This window comes from Treponema denticola (assembly GCF_024181605.1).
Taxonomy (GTDB): Bacteria; Spirochaetota; Spirochaetia; order Treponematales; family Treponemataceae; genus Treponema_B; species Treponema_B denticola_B.
On record NZ_CP054477.1, the window covers coordinates 2,512,199 to 2,528,263 of the forward strand.

Annotated in this window: 17 protein-coding genes and 1 pseudogene; 13 read left to right on the forward strand and 5 right to left on the reverse strand. The window is 33.4% G+C overall.

What is annotated here, in order from left to right:
• The first annotated feature begins 13 nt into the window (after positions 1 to 13).
• The 9 genes from E4N80_RS11835 (at position 14) to E4N80_RS11875 (ending at position 8,474) form a co-directional block, all read left to right on the forward strand.
• Entirely contained in the window at positions 14 to 1,222 is a 1,209-nt protein-coding gene (locus tag E4N80_RS11835; protein WP_253699374.1) for an ABC transporter permease, read from the forward strand.
• Between the two features lie 16 nt (positions 1,223 to 1,238).
• The gene (locus tag E4N80_RS11840; protein ID WP_253699375.1) at positions 1,239 to 2,288 is read left to right on the forward strand and encodes a hypothetical protein; all 1,050 of its coding nucleotides are present in this window, start codon (positions 1,239 to 1,241) and stop codon (positions 2,286 to 2,288) included.
• 29 nt (positions 2,289 to 2,317) lie between these two features.
• Positions 2,318 to 3,268 carry a hypothetical protein gene (locus tag E4N80_RS11845; protein WP_253699376.1) on the forward strand — a complete coding sequence of 317 codons (951 nt, stop codon included), beginning with the start codon at positions 2,318 to 2,320 and terminating at the stop codon, positions 3,266 to 3,268.
• Positions 3,269 to 3,271: 3 nt separating this feature from the next.
• Positions 3,272 to 3,943: a hypothetical protein gene (locus E4N80_RS11850; protein WP_253699377.1), complete on the forward strand. Its 672-nt coding sequence runs from the start codon at positions 3,272 to 3,274 to the stop codon at positions 3,941 to 3,943.
• Between the two features lie 81 nt (positions 3,944 to 4,024).
• Entirely contained in the window at positions 4,025 to 4,384 is a 360-nt protein-coding gene (locus E4N80_RS11855; RefSeq protein WP_253699378.1) for a hypothetical protein, read from the forward strand.
• A 47-nt stretch (positions 4,385 to 4,431) separates the two neighbouring features.
• Positions 4,432 to 5,268, forward strand: coding sequence for an FAD-dependent thymidylate synthase (gene thyX / locus E4N80_RS11860; RefSeq protein ID WP_253699379.1), 837 nt, complete (start codon positions 4,432 to 4,434; stop codon positions 5,266 to 5,268).
• 11 nt (positions 5,269 to 5,279) lie between these two features.
• Positions 5,280 to 7,004: a TrkH family potassium uptake protein gene (locus E4N80_RS11865; protein ID WP_253699380.1), complete on the forward strand. Its 1,725-nt coding sequence runs from the start codon at positions 5,280 to 5,282 to the stop codon at positions 7,002 to 7,004.
• A 14-nt stretch (positions 7,005 to 7,018) separates the two neighbouring features.
• Positions 7,019 to 7,711, forward strand: a complete 693-nt coding sequence (locus tag E4N80_RS11870) for a potassium channel family protein (RefSeq protein WP_253699381.1) — start codon at positions 7,019 to 7,021, stop codon at positions 7,709 to 7,711.
• 10 nt (positions 7,712 to 7,721) lie between these two features.
• Positions 7,722 to 8,474, forward strand: coding sequence for a hypothetical protein (locus E4N80_RS11875; protein ID WP_253699382.1), 753 nt, complete (start codon positions 7,722 to 7,724; stop codon positions 8,472 to 8,474).
• An 81-nt stretch (positions 8,475 to 8,555) separates the two neighbouring features.
• Here the strand turns inward: E4N80_RS11875 and vapC are convergent, their stop codons facing one another.
• Together vapC and vapB are read right to left on the reverse strand one after the other, a co-directional pair.
• Positions 8,556 to 8,951, reverse strand: a complete 396-nt coding sequence (gene vapC, locus E4N80_RS11880) for a type II toxin-antitoxin system tRNA(fMet)-specific endonuclease VapC (protein ID WP_253699383.1) — start codon at positions 8,949 to 8,951, stop codon at positions 8,556 to 8,558.
• Complete coding sequence (gene vapB, locus E4N80_RS11885) at positions 8,951 to 9,181, reverse strand: type II toxin-antitoxin system antitoxin VapB (protein ID WP_253699384.1); 231 nt, start codon at positions 9,179 to 9,181, stop codon at positions 8,951 to 8,953. Before vapB ends, vapC begins: the two co-directional genes overlap by 1 nt.
• A 94-nt stretch (positions 9,182 to 9,275) precedes the next feature.
• Here vapB and E4N80_RS11890 point away from each other — a divergent pair.
• A pseudogene (locus E4N80_RS11890) lies at positions 9,276 to 9,719 on the forward strand (ATP-binding cassette domain-containing protein); the annotation flags it as partial.
• A gap of 96 nt (positions 9,720 to 9,815) precedes the next feature.
• On the opposite strand, the gene E4N80_RS11895 reads toward E4N80_RS11890, so the two are convergent.
• Positions 9,816 to 11,408: an ABC transporter ATP-binding protein gene (locus E4N80_RS11895; protein WP_253683101.1), complete on the reverse strand. Its 1,593-nt coding sequence runs from the start codon at positions 11,406 to 11,408 to the stop codon at positions 9,816 to 9,818.
• Positions 11,409 to 11,654: 246 nt separating this feature from the next.
• On the opposite strand from E4N80_RS11895, the gene E4N80_RS11900 reads away from it, so the two are divergent.
• From E4N80_RS11900 to E4N80_RS11910, 3 genes are all read left to right on the forward strand, one after another.
• A complete protein-coding gene (locus tag E4N80_RS11900) occupies positions 11,655 to 12,035 on the forward strand; it encodes a DUF2089 domain-containing protein (RefSeq protein ID WP_253681125.1) in 381 nt (126 codons plus the stop codon).
• A 45-nt stretch (positions 12,036 to 12,080) separates the two neighbouring features.
• A complete protein-coding gene (locus E4N80_RS11905; RefSeq protein ID WP_253699386.1) occupies positions 12,081 to 12,395 on the forward strand; it encodes an SHOCT-like domain-containing protein in 315 nt (104 codons plus the stop codon).
• 67 nt (positions 12,396 to 12,462) lie between these two features.
• A complete protein-coding gene (locus E4N80_RS11910; protein ID WP_253699387.1) occupies positions 12,463 to 13,482 on the forward strand; it encodes an AAA family ATPase in 1,020 nt (339 codons plus the stop codon).
• Here E4N80_RS11910 and E4N80_RS11915 read toward each other — a convergent pair.
• Positions 13,445 to 14,743 (reverse strand): hemolysin family protein, encoded by a 1,299-nt coding sequence (locus E4N80_RS11915; protein WP_253699388.1) that lies wholly within the window; start codon positions 14,741 to 14,743, stop codon positions 13,445 to 13,447. The genes E4N80_RS11910 and E4N80_RS11915 overlap by 38 nt on opposite strands.
• On the reverse strand, positions 14,740 to 16,059 hold the full coding sequence (locus tag E4N80_RS11920) for a hemolysin family protein (RefSeq protein WP_253699389.1): 1,320 nt from the start codon (positions 16,057 to 16,059) through the stop codon (positions 14,740 to 14,742). The genes E4N80_RS11915 and E4N80_RS11920 overlap by 4 nt, the downstream gene beginning before the upstream one ends.
• Positions 16,060 to 16,065: the final 6 nt, after the last annotated feature.

Genomic DNA, 16,065 nt, shown 5'->3' on the forward strand with positions numbered 1-16,065 from the left:
TTTTGGAGAAAAAATGTTTTTATTAAAAAGTGCATGGGATAATATTAAATTTCACAAAAAAAGAAGTATTCTTTCCATATTGTTAATTACAATTGCATCTGCGGCAATCCTATTATATAGAGGATTTGTAGAATATTCGGAACAAGGAATGGCTATAGGTTTTATACAAGAATCAGGCCATCTTCAAGTTGCGCTTAAAGATTTTTGGAATAAAAAAAATACGGCAGATATGATACTTACAGCACACGATATGAATAAACTTAAAGATCTTTTTGATAAAACACCGGAAATAGTAAGCTCCGATGCGGTACTTAATTTTCAAGGGATAATACGAACGCAAAATTCTTCTTCAATATTTTGCGGGGCAGGGTACGATGAACCTCACTCTCTGGGATCAACCGAAGGATGTCCTGTTTTTGAGGGAGATAACAGCCTTGTTCTCGATAAAGCTTTATTTAATTCCCTCGGTTTGGATTTGGAAAATAATAATTATGTAAATATAATGTCGGCGATTGGAGAAAAGAAAATTGCGGCCGGTTCTTTTGAGGTTTCGGGAACTATAGATATCGGCACGCCTCAAAATGCCGCCGGCTTTTTAATTGCTTCTCGAAAAGATATTCTTGATTTTTTTGGAATGGAAGATGCCGCTTCATATATAAGGTTATATTTAAAAAATAATCAGGATATTGAAAAAATCGAAAATAAATTAAATTCTGTTTTTAAAGAAAATAATTTAAATTTTGATGTTAAAAACTGGAAAACTCTTAATCCCTCGTGGCAACAGGTGAGCGACTTATTTAATGCACAATTCATTGTAATAAGCGGCATCTTGTATGTTTTAATATTTACAGCACTGACACAAAGTCTTTCAGCAAGCTTTATGGAAAGAATCGGCGAATTCGGTACAATGGAAGCTATAGGCTTAAAAAAATCTATGCTTATTTCGATTTTAATTTTGGAAGTGTGTATTTTATCTTTTGCAGGTATTATCGGAGGCATTTTATTATCACAAGCAGGAAATATTATTACGCAAATGTTTGATATAAAGATGAATCCCCCGGGCTCAACTTCTTATTACTTATTAAACTTTTTTATTACGGCAGAAGCGGTAATCAAAACCCAATTTTTTATATTTTTTACGGCTCTTATTTCGGTTATATATCCGATTTATACCATTAAAAAATATAGCAGTATAAAACTTATAAATTATAATATAAGTTAATCAAAGGACTTTTAAAATGAAAAAGATTTTATGTTTGATTTTTTGTTTTATGATGACGGCAGGATTTTCTCAAAATAAAGAGGAACTTAAAAACAACAATGAAGAAGAGTCTTTAAACATTTCCAAATTTAATATTCTTCCGCATTATTTCGGATTTCCTCTTTCAGTAAAATTCGGATGGCTTTACAGACAAGATAATTTCAGTGTTTTCCCGAATACGGGAATCTTCTTTTCGGCAGACAACGGACCCGCTATAAGTTCTTCCATAGGAATGTTTGTTCAAAAAGATTTTTTTAAATGGGATATAAACGCTTTTTATGATTTTGTTCCGTTTACAATGCATAAAAAAGTTTCCGACCAAATTGTTTATGCAAGAAATAATTTTATCTTTGTTATAAACAGACTGAAAATTTCTCTCCCTGCCCGTGTGGGAAGAAGACTTGTTAATGAAATAAAATTTAAGGGAGCACAAAAGGATTTGCTGCCGAAAACAATTACCGAAATATCGCAGGGAATCAGGTTTGATGTTTATCTTGCAGATTTAGGCTATCTTAAAGCAGCAACTTCTTTTTCTTTTTTTACCGATTGGATTCCGGAAAGCCGTTTTGTTAATTACAGACTTAAATTCGATTTGCCGATAACATTTAAACTGTATTATGTTGACATAGGTTTTGTCTATACTTTTTATAATACCGATAGGATAAATTCTAAAAATATAAATGCCGCCGCCGATTACCAAATAGAAAAATCTCAAGAAGCTATGACGCGGCGCTTTTCGTTTAAAGATGTTCAAAAATATTCTTCGATGCATATTTGGGGAACTGAAATTAGATGGTACGCAGCCCGGACGGGTGTTAATTCAAACGGATTTTTTATTTCAGCCTTTGCAGATGCCGGCTTCGGCTCTAACGAAGTAAAAAAAATAAACCTTATCGCCGAGTGCGGTTTAGGCGCAGGCTATACATTATTTGATAATGTTCCTTTTACATTCCAAGCCGGGTTTAATCAAGATTTTAAACCGATCTTTTTCTTAGGAGTTGTATCCAGAATTATTCAGGGGGGTTGATGGTATTATAAAAATATTATGGAGAAAATATGAAATTAAAATGCGCTGTTTTTATTAATTTAATTATTTTATTAGTTATTCTAACTTTGAGTATTTCTTGTAGTAAGGAAGAAAAACTTCAGCCTATAAATGGAATACAAGAAGGTTCAGCTAAAAAGAGTGATGAGGCTATTGAGCTCGATTTAAAATCTTATAATCCGTTTATCTATGAGATAAACATAAGAAAGTTGAAATATACTAATATTAACAGCAATTATTATGTATTGCCTGAAACCATGAAAAAATGCAAGCAGATACATATTTTTGAAAGTTGGACTAACGAATATATATCATATTTATCCGACTTGGTTATGCAATATGATATGCCCTGTCAAGTTTATTTACCTGAAAATCAAAAGACCTTAAAGAGTTTTGCTTTATTTAATAAAAACGGTCAGGTAGTAAAATATGTATATAAATTAGGCTGCATTCCGATAGACTCATATCCTCATGATGAAGTATACACTTATTATTATAATGATAAAAATTTTATTAGCAAAGATGTTTATAAGATGGAGAATACGGATAGTGAAGTCAGGCAGCTTGTAAATGAATATGAAAAAAAACGTAAAGATAAAAAGATATTATACAATGGAAAAGAAAATAAATATACATTCGATGATATGGAACTTATTTTCAATGAAAGCGGTAAATATAAAGAAATTAAGATTTATTATCATGAAAGATCTTTTGATAAATATGAATTTATTTATGAAAATGCTATGATAAAAAAAATTAAAAAATATGATAATGATAAATTAGAATATGAGATAATTAGTGAGTATGACAACTCAGGCAAAATAAGGAAATATACAACCTCATTGGGAGGAACGGTTGAAATTTTACAATATGATGAGTACGGTAACTGGATTGAAGAAAAGTTTTTTTCTGATGGAGTTTTATTTTCTACCACATATCGAGAGATTGAGTATTGGGAGTAAGCTATGAAACAAAAACAAGTTATAATTATATTTTATATTATTGTATTAGTAATGATAATTCTTCCTGTAGGAATTTTGATTCACTGGCTGTTTTTTAAATCAGGAATAAAATCACATTTTAACGTCCAAAATCAGCAAGAAGTTACAAACGAGTATATTTATGATTTTGATAAATCGGAATATATATTTGCATCTACACAAAATGAATGGTTTGAAGTATCCAAAAATGGAAAATGGTATGATGTAAGGTTTAATGGAGGAGACGTAGATACAGATGTTATCCAACAATTTATTGAAGCCGGAAAATGTAATGAAGGCGGTAAAGAAATGACTTTATCCGCAGGTTCGATCACTATTACTGATGATGGTCTTGTTGTGATATCAGGGGATAGGTGTATCTGCTATCTTGATGTTGTAAATAAAAAAATAATTAAAATACTTCCATTAGAACATAGAGATACTGTTGCGGTAAATATAGGAGGCCGTGATATTCTTTTTTTTGACGGAGGTAATTTATATAAATACGAATTTGATTCGGATAATAAAATATTGTTATATGAAACAAAGCTTTATAAGTTTGAAATATCCGGTAAGGATCTATATAAAGATTATCCTTATGATTACGGTAAAGAAGATGGCGGCAATTATATTTTTATATCTAATTCAACGGCGTAATACCCTTATCCGTATGCTAGACCTGTTCACATCGCATATTCAAAAAAATATAATAGTATATATTATAAAACCAGAATTTCATTGAGTGATGGATTAAAAACAGCCGTCGTTTCCATGTCATTAGATGATTTTACAATTTATGTAGTCTGTTTGGATGGAGAATTTAATACTGATCTTGACGGCAATGTTTTTTATACACAAAAAAACGCATTATTCCGCCATGATGGGAATACAAGAAAATCCGAAAAAGTTTTTGAACATGATGAAACAATCAGCTGGTTTAAACTTTTTAATGACGCAATCTTTTTTATGCAAAAAAGCTCGCCAAATATAAAAGGCGTAAAGTTTCCTGAATTTAGAGTATATCATCAAAACAAGGTAAAATATGTAAAAATAAACGCAAATATTTATAGGAACTGTTGGGATATAATAAAAAACTAAACAATTAATCTCTAGCACATTTTCACAATTTATGCTATCATCTTCCTATGGCACATTGTATAGCTCCGGAAGCGGAAAAAATTTTGGATAAGGAATTTAAGGTTCTTGATAAGGGCTTTATCAGATTGGTAGACTACATGGGAACTGATGCCCGCATAGTGCAGTCAGCCCGTGTTTCTTATGGGGAAGGCACTAAAACTGTCCGTGAAGATGCCGGCTTAATAGATTATCTTTTGCGGAACAAGCACACATCTCCTTTTGAGCAAGTGGTTTTTACCTTTCATGTAAAGCTGCCCATTTTTGTAGCCCGTCAGTGGATCAGGCATAGGACTGCCCGCTTAAACGAAATTTCGGGACGGTATTCTATCTTAAAGGCCGAGTTTTATGTACCCGCCGGAAAGGATATAGCTTTGCAAAGCAGCGACAATAAGCAGGGCAGAATGAATGAGGCTGTTCCTCAAGACCTTCAAAATGAAGTTATAAATTCTTTACAAAAACAACAAGAAGAAATTTATGCAGGCTACTCTAAATTGCTTGATAAAAATATCGCGAGAGAGCTTGCCAGAATAAACCTCCCCCTTTCCACTTATACCGAATGGTATTGGCAAATAGACTTGCATAATCTTTTTCACTTTTTGCGGCTGCGTATGGATGCTCATGCGCAAAAAGAAATCAGAGACTATGCCGAAGTAATGTTTGAGATTTGTAAAACCGTAACCCCCCTCGCTTGTGTTTCTTTTGAGCGGCATGAAAAAAACGGCGTAAACTTTTCGGCAGAAGAACTTGAAGCTATCCGTAATTTGATAGCCGGAAAAGACAGCGGTTTACACGGAAAAGAGCTTGAACGTTTTAACGAAAAACTTAAAAGCGGAAGACAAGTATAAGGCACAGCAAAATGAGAAAGCGTGATAATTTTGTCTTTGCGGCTTTCGCTTTAAGCCTTATACTTTTATTTTTACAGCAATTTTATTTTAAAAACACGCCTGCAAGTATTATCCATGCAATAGATATTTTGATTCTTCTATTCGTTATTTCAGAAACTTTTTTTGCCGTCCGTCAGGAAAAGTATATACGCAAATACTTTCAAAATAATCTTGTAGATTTTTTAGCCGTACTTATTTTTGCCTTAACTTTTATTATATTTAAAATACAAATAGGTTTTAAAAATATTTCTGAAGAGCTAAGTATTGTTTTTGATATTTTTAAAAATATCTTTTTGTTTGGAAAAATAATTAGATTGATAAGCAAACGAGCAGGATTAACTGCAAAAATTATTTCAAACCCTGCCCGTACTTTGATTATTTCATTTTTTATGGTAATAATCATCGGCAGTTTTTTACTTATGCTTCCTGCAGCATCTGCAAAAGAGTCTCCCTTAAATTTTTTAACGGCACTTTTTACATCTGCTTCTGCCGTATGCGTTACGGGTTTAAGTGTTATAGATGTTTCTTCCGAACTTACCATAGCAGGAAAATTTATTCTGATTGTTTTAATTCAAGTAGGCGGTTTAGGCATAATGGTTTTTTCATTTTTCGGAATGCTTGCCTTCCGAAAAAAAATGACGGTCAGTGAAAAGCTCACAATTTCTTATATGGTCAGTGAAGATGACATGTCAAACCTTTTTAAAACATTAAGAGTTATCGTTTTATCTACATTCTTTATAGAAGCCCTAAGTGCAGTATTTTTATTTATAGGATTTTCACGCATTTTAGGATTCAATCTTAAAACCTTGGGCTTTGCATTATTTCATGCAATATCCGCATTTTGTAATGCGGGTTTTGCTCTTTTTTCAAACAACTTGGAATCTTTTACCTCCGATATTATTATCAGTTTAACAATAGGCTTTACCATAATTTTAGGCGGAATAAGTTTTGCAGTTATTTATGATGTTTTAGCTAAGGTCAAGACAGATATAAAAAATAAATTTTTAAAGAAAAAAAAGACCGATTATTTAATTTCGGTAAATACAAAAATGATTTTAAGCCTTACGGTTTTTATTCTTTTTATTTCTTTTGCTCTTTTTTATTTACTTGAACATCGAAATACTATGAAAGAGATGTCTTTGGGAACTCAATACCTTGCAAGTTTTTTTCAAGCTATAACATTGCGTACCGCAGGTTTTTCTACGGTTTCCTTCCTTAATTTAACAAATGCAAGCTTGCTTTTTATGATATTCATAATGTTCATGGGAGGAGCTGCAGGAAGTACAGCCGGAGGGATAAAGCTGAACACAATTGCAGTAGTCTTTGCTTTTTTTAAATCTTTTTTAAAAAATCAAAAAACGGTTGTAATTAAAAATGTTTCGGTGCCTGAAGAACAAGTAAAAAAAGCTTTTTTAATTTTCGGTTTTGGGCTTGCGGCAATTTCAGTTGGAATTTTTTTATTAACAATTACCGAAAGCCTTCCTTTTTTAGTATTATTGTTTGAAACCGTTTCGGCCTTTGCAACAGTAGGTCTTTCTACAGGAATAACGGCAGCTCTTTCACCGGCAGGTAAAATAGTAATAATAATCTTAATGTTTATCGGAAGGGTCGGCCCCTTAACTTTTTTAACTGCGGCCGGTAAAAAACAAAAAAATGATGATATAGAATATCCTTATGGAAATATAGCAATAGGATAATGGGAGAAAAATATATGGAAACAAATAAAAACTTTGCAGTCATAGGTTTGGGAGAATTCGGTTCAAGAATTTGTGAAGTTCTTGTAGACGGAGGTGCTTCAGTAGTCGCTTTTGATCATGACATTCAAGCCGTCGAAAGAATAAAAAAAATCGTTCCGGCAGCAATGCTTGTAGAAACTACAAATGAAGAAGCTCTTTTAAAAGCCCCCTTAGATGATGTGGAAGTCGCCATAGTCGCCATCGGCAATAATATAGAAGCAAGCGTTTTAACTACAACTCTTTTAAAACAAAGAGATATTCCCTATGTTTTAGCGCGTGCCGTTTCACCTCTCCATGCAACCGTTCTAAGAAGGGTCGGAGCAAACGAAGTTTTAAATATCGAAATATCGGCTGCAACAAGAATTGCGAGACGGCTTATTTCTCCCGATGTAATGGATTCAATTACGGTTACAAAAGATTTTTCGATAAGAGAAATTATTGTACCGAAATTTTTTATAGGAAAAACCGTCGGGGCTCTTGCTCTAAAAGAAAAATTCAATATTACTTTGATTGCTCTTGTTAGAATGGATTTGGATATAGATTCTGTCGGCAACCCTGTCAAACAGGAAGCTATGCACTATCCTGAAGACGATTTTGAGTTGAGAGAGGGCGATAAACTTTTTTTGATAGGCTCAAATATAAAGCTTGAAGAATTTAGAAATATGTAACGGAGCAAATATGATTTTTATTGAAAAAAAACTATTGTTTATAAGTTTAGCTGTCTCATTTGTTTTTATGATAATAACATCTTTTTGGGCATATAGTGTAGGTATGAAAATCCCTCTTAAAGGCGATTCCGAACTTGTCTTATTTTTGGGCTTTATATTTTCAGGTTTGCAGCTAATTATAATTATCAATATCATAATAGGTGCAATAAAAAAGAAAAAAGATTTTTTTACTTTAATGGAAACCATAAAAGCCGGAGGAATCTTATCTGAAAAAAAAGTTGCAAGATTAGGTTCTGCAGGATTTTTTTTACAAGACGCTCTTAGCGTATCCAATACAATCACTGCACAAAAGAGCTTAAAAATTGCAAGTCTTAACGGTTTGATTAAAAGTTTAGTTGACATGATAGATATTCCTGTAGCAATAGTCAACCTCAATGGAGAAATCGTAGAAGCCTCCCAAAAAATTAAAGCCGAAATAGATTACAACAAAGATTTAAATATTGCAGATATTATTCCGCAAATAGATATTCGAGAGGCCTTTAAGGAAGCCTCCATTAGTCATCTTCCCGTAGAGCAAGGCGGCAATGTTTTAATACCCGTTTTTTCAACTATAGGCGATATAACATATTTTTTAGTTGACACATCTAAGCATGGGGCTTTAACTAAATTTATCAATAACTTTATACCGCCTAAAAAAGAAGATTCTTCAAAACAAACAAAAAAAGGATTTTTTAAAATTTTAGGAAACCCTAAAAAAGTTTAAATTTACAATTTATAAATCCCGTCTAATTTTGCTTGTAGGCAAAACTCAATCATTTAATTTGTAGAAATAAGCGAGTAAAAATTATTTCCAATCTTCTATGGTTAAGTTTTTTATACGGCAGAATTCTTTTGTATTGTCGGTAACAAGAATTAGATTTTTCGCTAGTGCCTGTGCTGCTATCAACATATCATAGGCTCCTATAATTTTCCCTTCATTTTTTAGGGTAGTCCTTATTTTTCCGAATTCCTCGGCATCTCTATCATCAAAATTTAAAACAGAAAAAGGTGTTAAAAATTTTATTAATGATATTCTATTTCTTTCTATATATCTACTATTGTATACGCCGAACTGTAACTCTGCTACGGTAATACTTGAAATGTAAATTCCCAAGTGTTTATTCTCTTTGATTTTTTGAAGTACATTAGGACTTTTTTTATTTTTAAGAAATATACAGATATTTGTATCCAATAGGTACATTATAAACCTTTCCGATCCTGTAATTCAGGCTGGTTTCTTCCTTCCTCCATAAAATCGTCGGTAAAACCGTTTAAGCCTTCTAAAAATGTTTCCCATTCCTTGTTTTTGGGGAATAAAATAACGGACTCTCCGGCTCTGCGGATAAAAACCTCGGTTCCCGAAAAATTATATTTTTTAGGCAGCCTAACTGCTTGACTCCTGCCGTTTTGGAATAATTTTGCCGTTTCCATACTACACCCCCTTAAAATAAGTATATATCATAGTATATATTATGTCAAGAAAAGCATAATAGAAATTTTGTCATTAATATAAATCCTAATTTATAAAATTTTGGAAAATATCGTTTCGGCATCGGGCTTAAAAGAAGTTACCGATAAATTGGATAAAGGCTTAGAAACTTTGGTGTACCGAGACTTTGACGATGCAGGTTTTACCCCCTCAGGCGGAGAAGGTCAAAAAATTGCAATAGCCAGAGCCGCATACAAAAATGCCCCGATAGTTATTTTAGACGAACCGACAGCCGCTCTAGACCCGAAAGCCGAAAATAAAATCTATGAGCAGTTCGATTCTTTTTTTGCGGATAAGTGTTCTCTTTATATTTCGCATAGAATGGCGGTTACAAAATTTTCGGATAGGACTCTTGTATTCGACAATGCACACATAGTCCAAGATGGAAACCATGAAACTCTTATGAATCAAGAAGGAAAATACAAGGAGCTCTACAGCTTGCAGGCTAAGTATTATACGGATGAGGTCAATAGTCAATGATAAAAAATATTCTTTAGGCAGTCTCACTGTCCGACTTAATTTTTAAATAAATCTGAATGACTGCCTGCAAAAAGTCTTATACATCATCGTAAAAATTTACAATTTATAAACCCCGTCTAATTTTTCTTTTATTTGCGGGTCAAAGTTATGACTTATCATTATCACGGTTAAATCGGGATTTTCTATCAGCCTCTTTTCAATCTCCAAAGCGTTTTCTTTATCGAGAGAAGAAGTGCCTTCGTCGATTAAAAGAATTTTTCTGCCGTGAATGAGTGCACGGGCTATTGCTATACGCTGTCTTTGCCCGCCCGAAAAGTTTTTACCGTTTTCACTTGCGGGAGTATTAATTCCATTTTCCAAATTTTGAATCATCGGTAAAAGAGCGGATTCTTTTATAGAATTGTCTATTTTTTCATCCGGATAATTTTTGCCTAGACAAATATTTTCTTTTATAGTATCGTTAAAGATATAAACATTTTGATCAATGTACGCTACATTTTCCCGTATTTTTTCTTTATCCAGATTTAAAAGGCTAATACCGTCATATTCGATTTTACCTTCATAATCTTCCAACATTCCGTTAAGCAATTTAAAAAAAGTAGTTTTTCCGCTTCCCGATTCTCCGATTATGCCGTATTTTTTTCCGATTTCAAATTCCATATTAACATTTTTTAAAATAGGTTTTTCCGGTGTATATGCAAAATTAAGATTTGTTATTTTTATTTTATTTTTAAAAGACGGCTGTAAAAGATTTTTTGATTCGGAATTTATTTCTATGTTTTCGAATTTTTTTAAAATAGGAAAAACCGTTTTTATATTCATTCCCCTTGTGGCAATATTAGTTAAGGAGGAAAAAAGCGTGTTTGCAAGGCTATTGATTGCTATCATGGCACTTATATTTACAAGTTTATACCCGGCAAGAATACCGGTATAAATTAAGATAATCAAGCCTGCGACCATCGAAAAAAAAGCAAGCATAATTGCCGGCGTTATAACTTTTTTAGTTTGATATACGTTTTTATCTGCAAGTGCATTAGATGCTTTTTCAACTTCATTCGTAATACGATTTCTGAGGTTAAAACTGAAAAGTACATCAAAACCGCTTAAAGCATCTTTTACCTTACTTACAAAAATTTGTTTTTGAATGCTAAATTGAACTATTGCATCTGTCATTTTCTTTTGAAATAATTTCGGAACAAAAATTACGATGAAAGATAAAATTACACTTGCAGCCGCAATGCTCCAATGGATAAAAAAAAGCGGAATAAAAGCGAATAGAGCCATTGCTCCTAAATCAAGCACATCGTAAACAGCCGAAAATCCGCTCGTATTTATCGTTTGTACATCATTATTCAACCATGAAAGATAGGTTCCCGAATTTTCTTTGTTGTATACGGAATACGAACAATTTTCTAATTTTTTTGTTATGTCCTGTCTTAAAGCTGTCTGCATTTTTGATGTAACTTTTGCTTTTTCAACATTACGGGAATAATTCATAAGCAAAAGGATAATAGCCAAACCAACCTTAATTCCCATTAGTTGTAAAAAGCCGTTCATATTATTTTGAAGTAGTTTATCAAATGCAGTCATCGTAAGAAGCGGCGATATATTTGTCAAGACGGCAAATATCAAATAAATAGACATAACTGCGGCATTATGCCTCATAAATTGTTTAAAATATTTTTTCATTTTTTTCCTCCAAATTATCAGAATTGAATGTTTACAAGCTTGTAATTTCAATTTATGGTATTACAAAACAAAAGTCAAGCTAAATTTTAAAATATTTAATAAAATATTTGAAAATTCTTATATTTTTGCTTAAAATTATTATATTTTTTAATTTTTAATGTATATATTTTAATATTTTTGATGAATTCTCTTGACACCAGAAAGAATTTTTATTATCATAGAATTAAAGTTTTTATGGGGGATAGCATGATAGAGGTTATTGGAATCTGTCCCGTGTGCGGGGATAGTTTTACCGTTTCGGAGCTGCATTGCTCAAAATGCAACAGTTCGCTAAAGGGCGAGTTTGAGCTATGCGAGTTTTGCCGCCTAACAAAGGAGCAAAAATATTTTGTAAAGATGTTTTTAAAAAACCGAGGCAGCATACGCGATATGGAAAAAGAATTGGGCATTTCTTATCCGACTGTTCGGAATAAGATAGAAGAAATCAATGCGGCTCTGGGCTTATCGGATGGAAGCCTTCCGTCCGTTAATGTTTCTGAAGTCTTACAAAAAATAAAGAACGGAGAGTTATCGGTTGATTCTGCAGTTTCATTTTTAACGGGAGAGCCCGGAGAAGAAAAAATTTAGAAGAACAGCGACAACAGTTCGGTTTGAACTACAAGGAGATATTTTATGGAAAACGAAAAACTTGAAATTTTAAACATGATTAGAGACAAGGCGATTACACCCGAAGAAGGCTTAAAACTTTTGGAAGCTATCCAAAAAGAAAATGTTAAATTTGTTTTTGAAGAGCCTAAACAAAAAAAAGATAGTGAAACTATAGTAATAAGTACAAAGATTCCCTCTAAAAGTGATCCGGCGGATTTTTTAGAAAAAGCCGCCGATTCGGAAAATACGGTAAATGAAACCTTTGAAAACAAAAAGAAAAATAACATCGATATAACAATTCAGACTTCTGACGGCAAAACTCAATCATTTAATTTGTAGGAATAAGCAGCTCACTCAAATCTTTCAGCCTCTTGCAAAATTTTAGCATAAGGCGTAAAATGATACTATGATCGATACAAGCTATAAAACGATAGTAGAAAATTTTAAAGCAAAGATGGCAGAACGGATTGTGGGCCAGCAAGAACTCATAGAAGGAATTTTAACTGCGTATATCGCAGGCGGCCATGTGCTCCTTGAAGGTGTGCCCGGCCTTGCAAAAACTCTCATAGTAAAAACATTTGCAGAGCTGTCCAGCGCAAGCTTTAAGCGTATTCAATTTACGCCGGACCTTCTTCCTGCCGATTTAATAGGAACCCTGATTTATCAGCAAAGTATCGGTAAGTTCTCCGTAAGGAGGGGTCCCGTTTTTGCGAATATTGTTTTAGCCGATGAAATAAACAGAGCTCCTGCAAAGGTGCAGTCTGCACTTTTGGAAGCCATGGCCGAAGGGCAGGTTACAATAGGAGAAAATTCTTTTTCTTTACCAGCGCCTTTTTTTGTACTAGCGACACAAAACCCCATTGAACAAGAAGGTACCTATCCCCTGCCCGAAGCCGAACTTGACCGCTTTTTGTTAAAACTATTCGTTCCATATCCTTCTATCGAAGAAGAAATAAATATAGTGAATAAATTTTCAAGCCTAGGGCCGAGTCAAAACGTGGGGCAAAACCTCGGTCAAAGCTCAAATATCAATCCGGCCGAAGCCGTTTTGACACTCGAAAACTTAAAAACTCTCCGCAATGCTGTAGAACAAGTCAAGTGTTCGCCGGAAATTACAAGCTATATAGTTTCAATAATTGCAGCAACACGGCCTCTAAAAAATGTAAAGCAGGATGACTATATTCATGGGAATTACCTAAGCTATATTCTTTACGGGGCATCTCCAAGGGCCGGAATAGCTATTCAAAAATGTGCAAAGATAAAGGCTCTATTTAATGGAAGAGATTATGTAATTCCTGAAGATGTAAAAGCCGTCGCATATGCGGCTCTTAGGCATAGGCTTAAACTTTCTTATGAAGCTGCCGCAGATAATTTAACCGCTGACGATATTATTGAAAAGCTTTTGGGAATTGTGCCCCAGCCGTAAGTTTAGACACATCTGCAATAAGAGAAATAATTTTACTTGTTTCAACCTTTTCTACTTTGAAGTCGACTTCGCCTATAGTAATCAGTTCGCCTTCCTTGGGAAGGTATTCTGCCGTTTCAAGAATAAGTCCGCCTATAGTATCATTATAATCCGAGTGAAAATCGGTATTTAAAATACTATTAAGTTGAATTATAGGGACAGCTCCGGGAATTAAAATATGCGTACCGTCAACAATCTTCATTCCGCTTAAAGGATTGGTTTTTGTTTTAGAATACTCATCTTGAATAGAACCGAAGATAGCAGTACTTATATCATCAATTGTGATAAGCCCCGCAGTGGAACCGTATTCATCTATAACAAAGGCCATATTTCTTTTATTTTTGCTCATCGTTTTTATAGCCGAAAAAATATTTGCTGTTTTCGGAATAAACAGAGCCCGTCTTATAATTTTATTTATATCCATTTCCGTATTATGGCTTCTATAAAATAAAATATCTTTATAATGCACACTGCCTATTATTTTATCTTTTTCTCCCTTATAAACGGGAAGACGAGAAAACATAGTTTTACGAAAAATGCTTACCATATTTTCGAGAGATGAATTTATATCGAGGCTGACAATATCTTCTTTTTTTGTCATTATGCTTTGCAGTTTTAATTCATGGAGCCTTACAGCGCGTTTAATTAATTCATGCTCGCCCGTTTGAAAAGTCCCGTCTGCCAAACTTATATTTATAAGAGTTTCCAAATAATCTTCGGAAAGTTCGGAGTTTTGATTGTTCTGTTTTTTTGAAACAAGTTTAATAATAAAATTAGACATGAGCGAAAAAATAAAAATAAAGGGTTTTAAAAGAAGCCTTACAACCGATAAGGGTACTAAAAATGTTTTTGTAATTTCTACGGCATTATAAGCGGCTGCAGCCTTGGGTAAAATTTCAGCAAAGATAATTATAAGAACCGTTGTAATCGCAGTAGCCGCCGGAATATGCTGCTGTCCATATGTATCTATAACAAAGGCCGTTATCAAAGCCGAAGAAAGGGTGTTTACAAAATTGGTCCCTATCAGGGTTGCACTTACAATTTCGTCTTTTCTTTCAATAAGAAAAGCAAGTCTTCGGCTTTTTTTTGTCCGGCTTTTTCTTATTGCCTTATATTCGGTTCTTGTAATTGCCGTAATTGCCGTTTCGGTTGCAGAAAAAAAGAATGCGCAAAAAAGAAGAGCTATAAATTCTACTATCATTAAGGCTAATTCAAATTTCATTCTTCATCTCCCGCAATATTTACTTGCAGTTCGCTTATTCTGTTTCCTTCGGTTTTTATAACCGTGAAATTATAGTTTTCTATTTTTATTGTAGAACCTATTTGCGGAACCTCTCCGCATTTTTCCATAATAAGACCGCCTATTGTGTCATAATACTCGGAAGAAAATGAAGTTCCCAGATTTTCATTTAAATCGCTCAGCCTCATGCTGCCTAAAATAGTTTGACTAAGATTCTGAGTTGTTTCATCATTTATATTATCAAGATTGGGATCCTCTGCAGCTGCATCATCGGTATCGTATTCATCTGCTATGTTTCCGAATATCTCTTCATTTAAGTCTTCAAGAGTTGCAATACCTAAAGTTCCGCCGTATTCGTCGATAACCACAACCATATTCTGTTTTTCTTTTCTGAATATTTCCTGCAACTTTGAAAGCTCGGTATTTTCAAAAACAAGAACAGGTTTGCGTAAATATTTTTTTATATCGAATTTTTCTTTTGACTCCTGTAAGAAATCTTTTGCAGCCGCTTCCGAAAACAAAAAATCTTTAATATAAAAAATACCGATAATTTCATCTATGTCTTCTTCATAAACCGGAAACCTTGAAAATCGTGAAGAGTGAGAAAGCCCTATAATTTCTTCCGGGTTTACATCAGCTGTAAGGCCTATTATATCGGGTCTGGGCGTCATAATATTTTTTACGGTTATATCGCCGTAGCTTAATATTTTTTCGAGGACGGCTTTTTCTTCCGAGCGAAGATCTCCATGTTCTTGGCGTACATCAAAAAAATCTTTTAAGTCTGCATCGGTTAAGGCCTCATTCGATTGCAGATTTTTTACACCTAAAAATTTTAATAAGAATTTTGTAAAACCCGAAAAGAGCCATTCAAGAGGGGTAAGCACTTTAATTAAAAACAAAATAAAGCCTGAAAATTTTAAGGCGATCGGTTCGGAAAAAACCAAAGCAATTGATTTAGGAAGTATCTCTCCGAAAATTAAAATTGCAATAGTTGCAGCCGTTACTGCAATGCTTAACCCTTTAGCCCCAACAAGCTCTACCATTAAAGCCGTTAATATTACCGATATTAAAATATTTACCAGACTGTTTCCTATCAGAGAAGTTGTTAAAAACTTTTGTTTATTTTTTAAAATTTTTTCAACTCTTGCAGCCTTTTTATTTTTCTTTTCGCGTAAATATTTTATTTTCAATTTATTTACGGATAAAAAGGCTGTTTCCCCCGATGAAAACATCATCGATAAAAAAAGAAGAGTAATTAAGAGCAGAATATAAAGCCATTGCGGAGGAGGTTCGTTCATTCTATA

Coding starts and splice junctions, on each gene's coding strand:
- E4N80_RS11835 (WP_253699374.1), top strand. CDS start 14: ATGTTTTTATTAAAAAGTGCATGGGATAATATTAAATTTCACAAAAAA.
- E4N80_RS11840 (WP_253699375.1), top strand. CDS start 1,239: ATGAAAAAGATTTTATGTTTGATTTTTTGTTTTATGATGACGGCAGGA.
- E4N80_RS11845 (WP_253699376.1), top strand. CDS start 2,318: ATGAAATTAAAATGCGCTGTTTTTATTAATTTAATTATTTTATTAGTT.
- E4N80_RS11850 (WP_253699377.1), top strand. CDS start 3,272: ATGAAACAAAAACAAGTTATAATTATATTTTATATTATTGTATTAGTA.
- thyX (WP_253699379.1), top strand. CDS start 4,432: ATGGCACATTGTATAGCTCCGGAAGCGGAAAAAATTTTGGATAAGGAA.
- E4N80_RS11865 (WP_253699380.1), top strand. CDS start 5,280: ATGAGAAAGCGTGATAATTTTGTCTTTGCGGCTTTCGCTTTAAGCCTT.
- E4N80_RS11870 (WP_253699381.1), top strand. CDS start 7,019: ATGGAAACAAATAAAAACTTTGCAGTCATAGGTTTGGGAGAATTCGGT.
- E4N80_RS11875 (WP_253699382.1), top strand. CDS start 7,722: ATGATTTTTATTGAAAAAAAACTATTGTTTATAAGTTTAGCTGTCTCA.
- vapC (WP_253699383.1), bottom strand. CDS start 8,951: ATGTACCTATTGGATACAAATATCTGTATATTTCTTAAAAATAAAAAA.
- vapB (WP_253699384.1), bottom strand. CDS start 9,181: ATGGAAACGGCAAAATTATTCCAAAACGGCAGGAGTCAAGCAGTTAGG.
- E4N80_RS11895 (WP_253683101.1), bottom strand. CDS start 11,408: ATGAAAAAATATTTTAAACAATTTATGAGGCATAATGCCGCAGTTATG.
- E4N80_RS11900 (WP_253681125.1), top strand. CDS start 11,655: ATGATAGAGGTTATTGGAATCTGTCCCGTGTGCGGGGATAGTTTTACC.
- E4N80_RS11905 (WP_253699386.1), top strand. CDS start 12,081: ATGGAAAACGAAAAACTTGAAATTTTAAACATGATTAGAGACAAGGCG.
- E4N80_RS11910 (WP_253699387.1), top strand. CDS start 12,463: ATGATCGATACAAGCTATAAAACGATAGTAGAAAATTTTAAAGCAAAG.
- E4N80_RS11915 (WP_253699388.1), bottom strand. CDS start 14,743: ATGAAATTTGAATTAGCCTTAATGATAGTAGAATTTATAGCTCTTCTT.
- E4N80_RS11920 (WP_253699389.1), bottom strand. CDS start 16,059: ATGAACGAACCTCCTCCGCAATGGCTTTATATTCTGCTCTTAATTACT.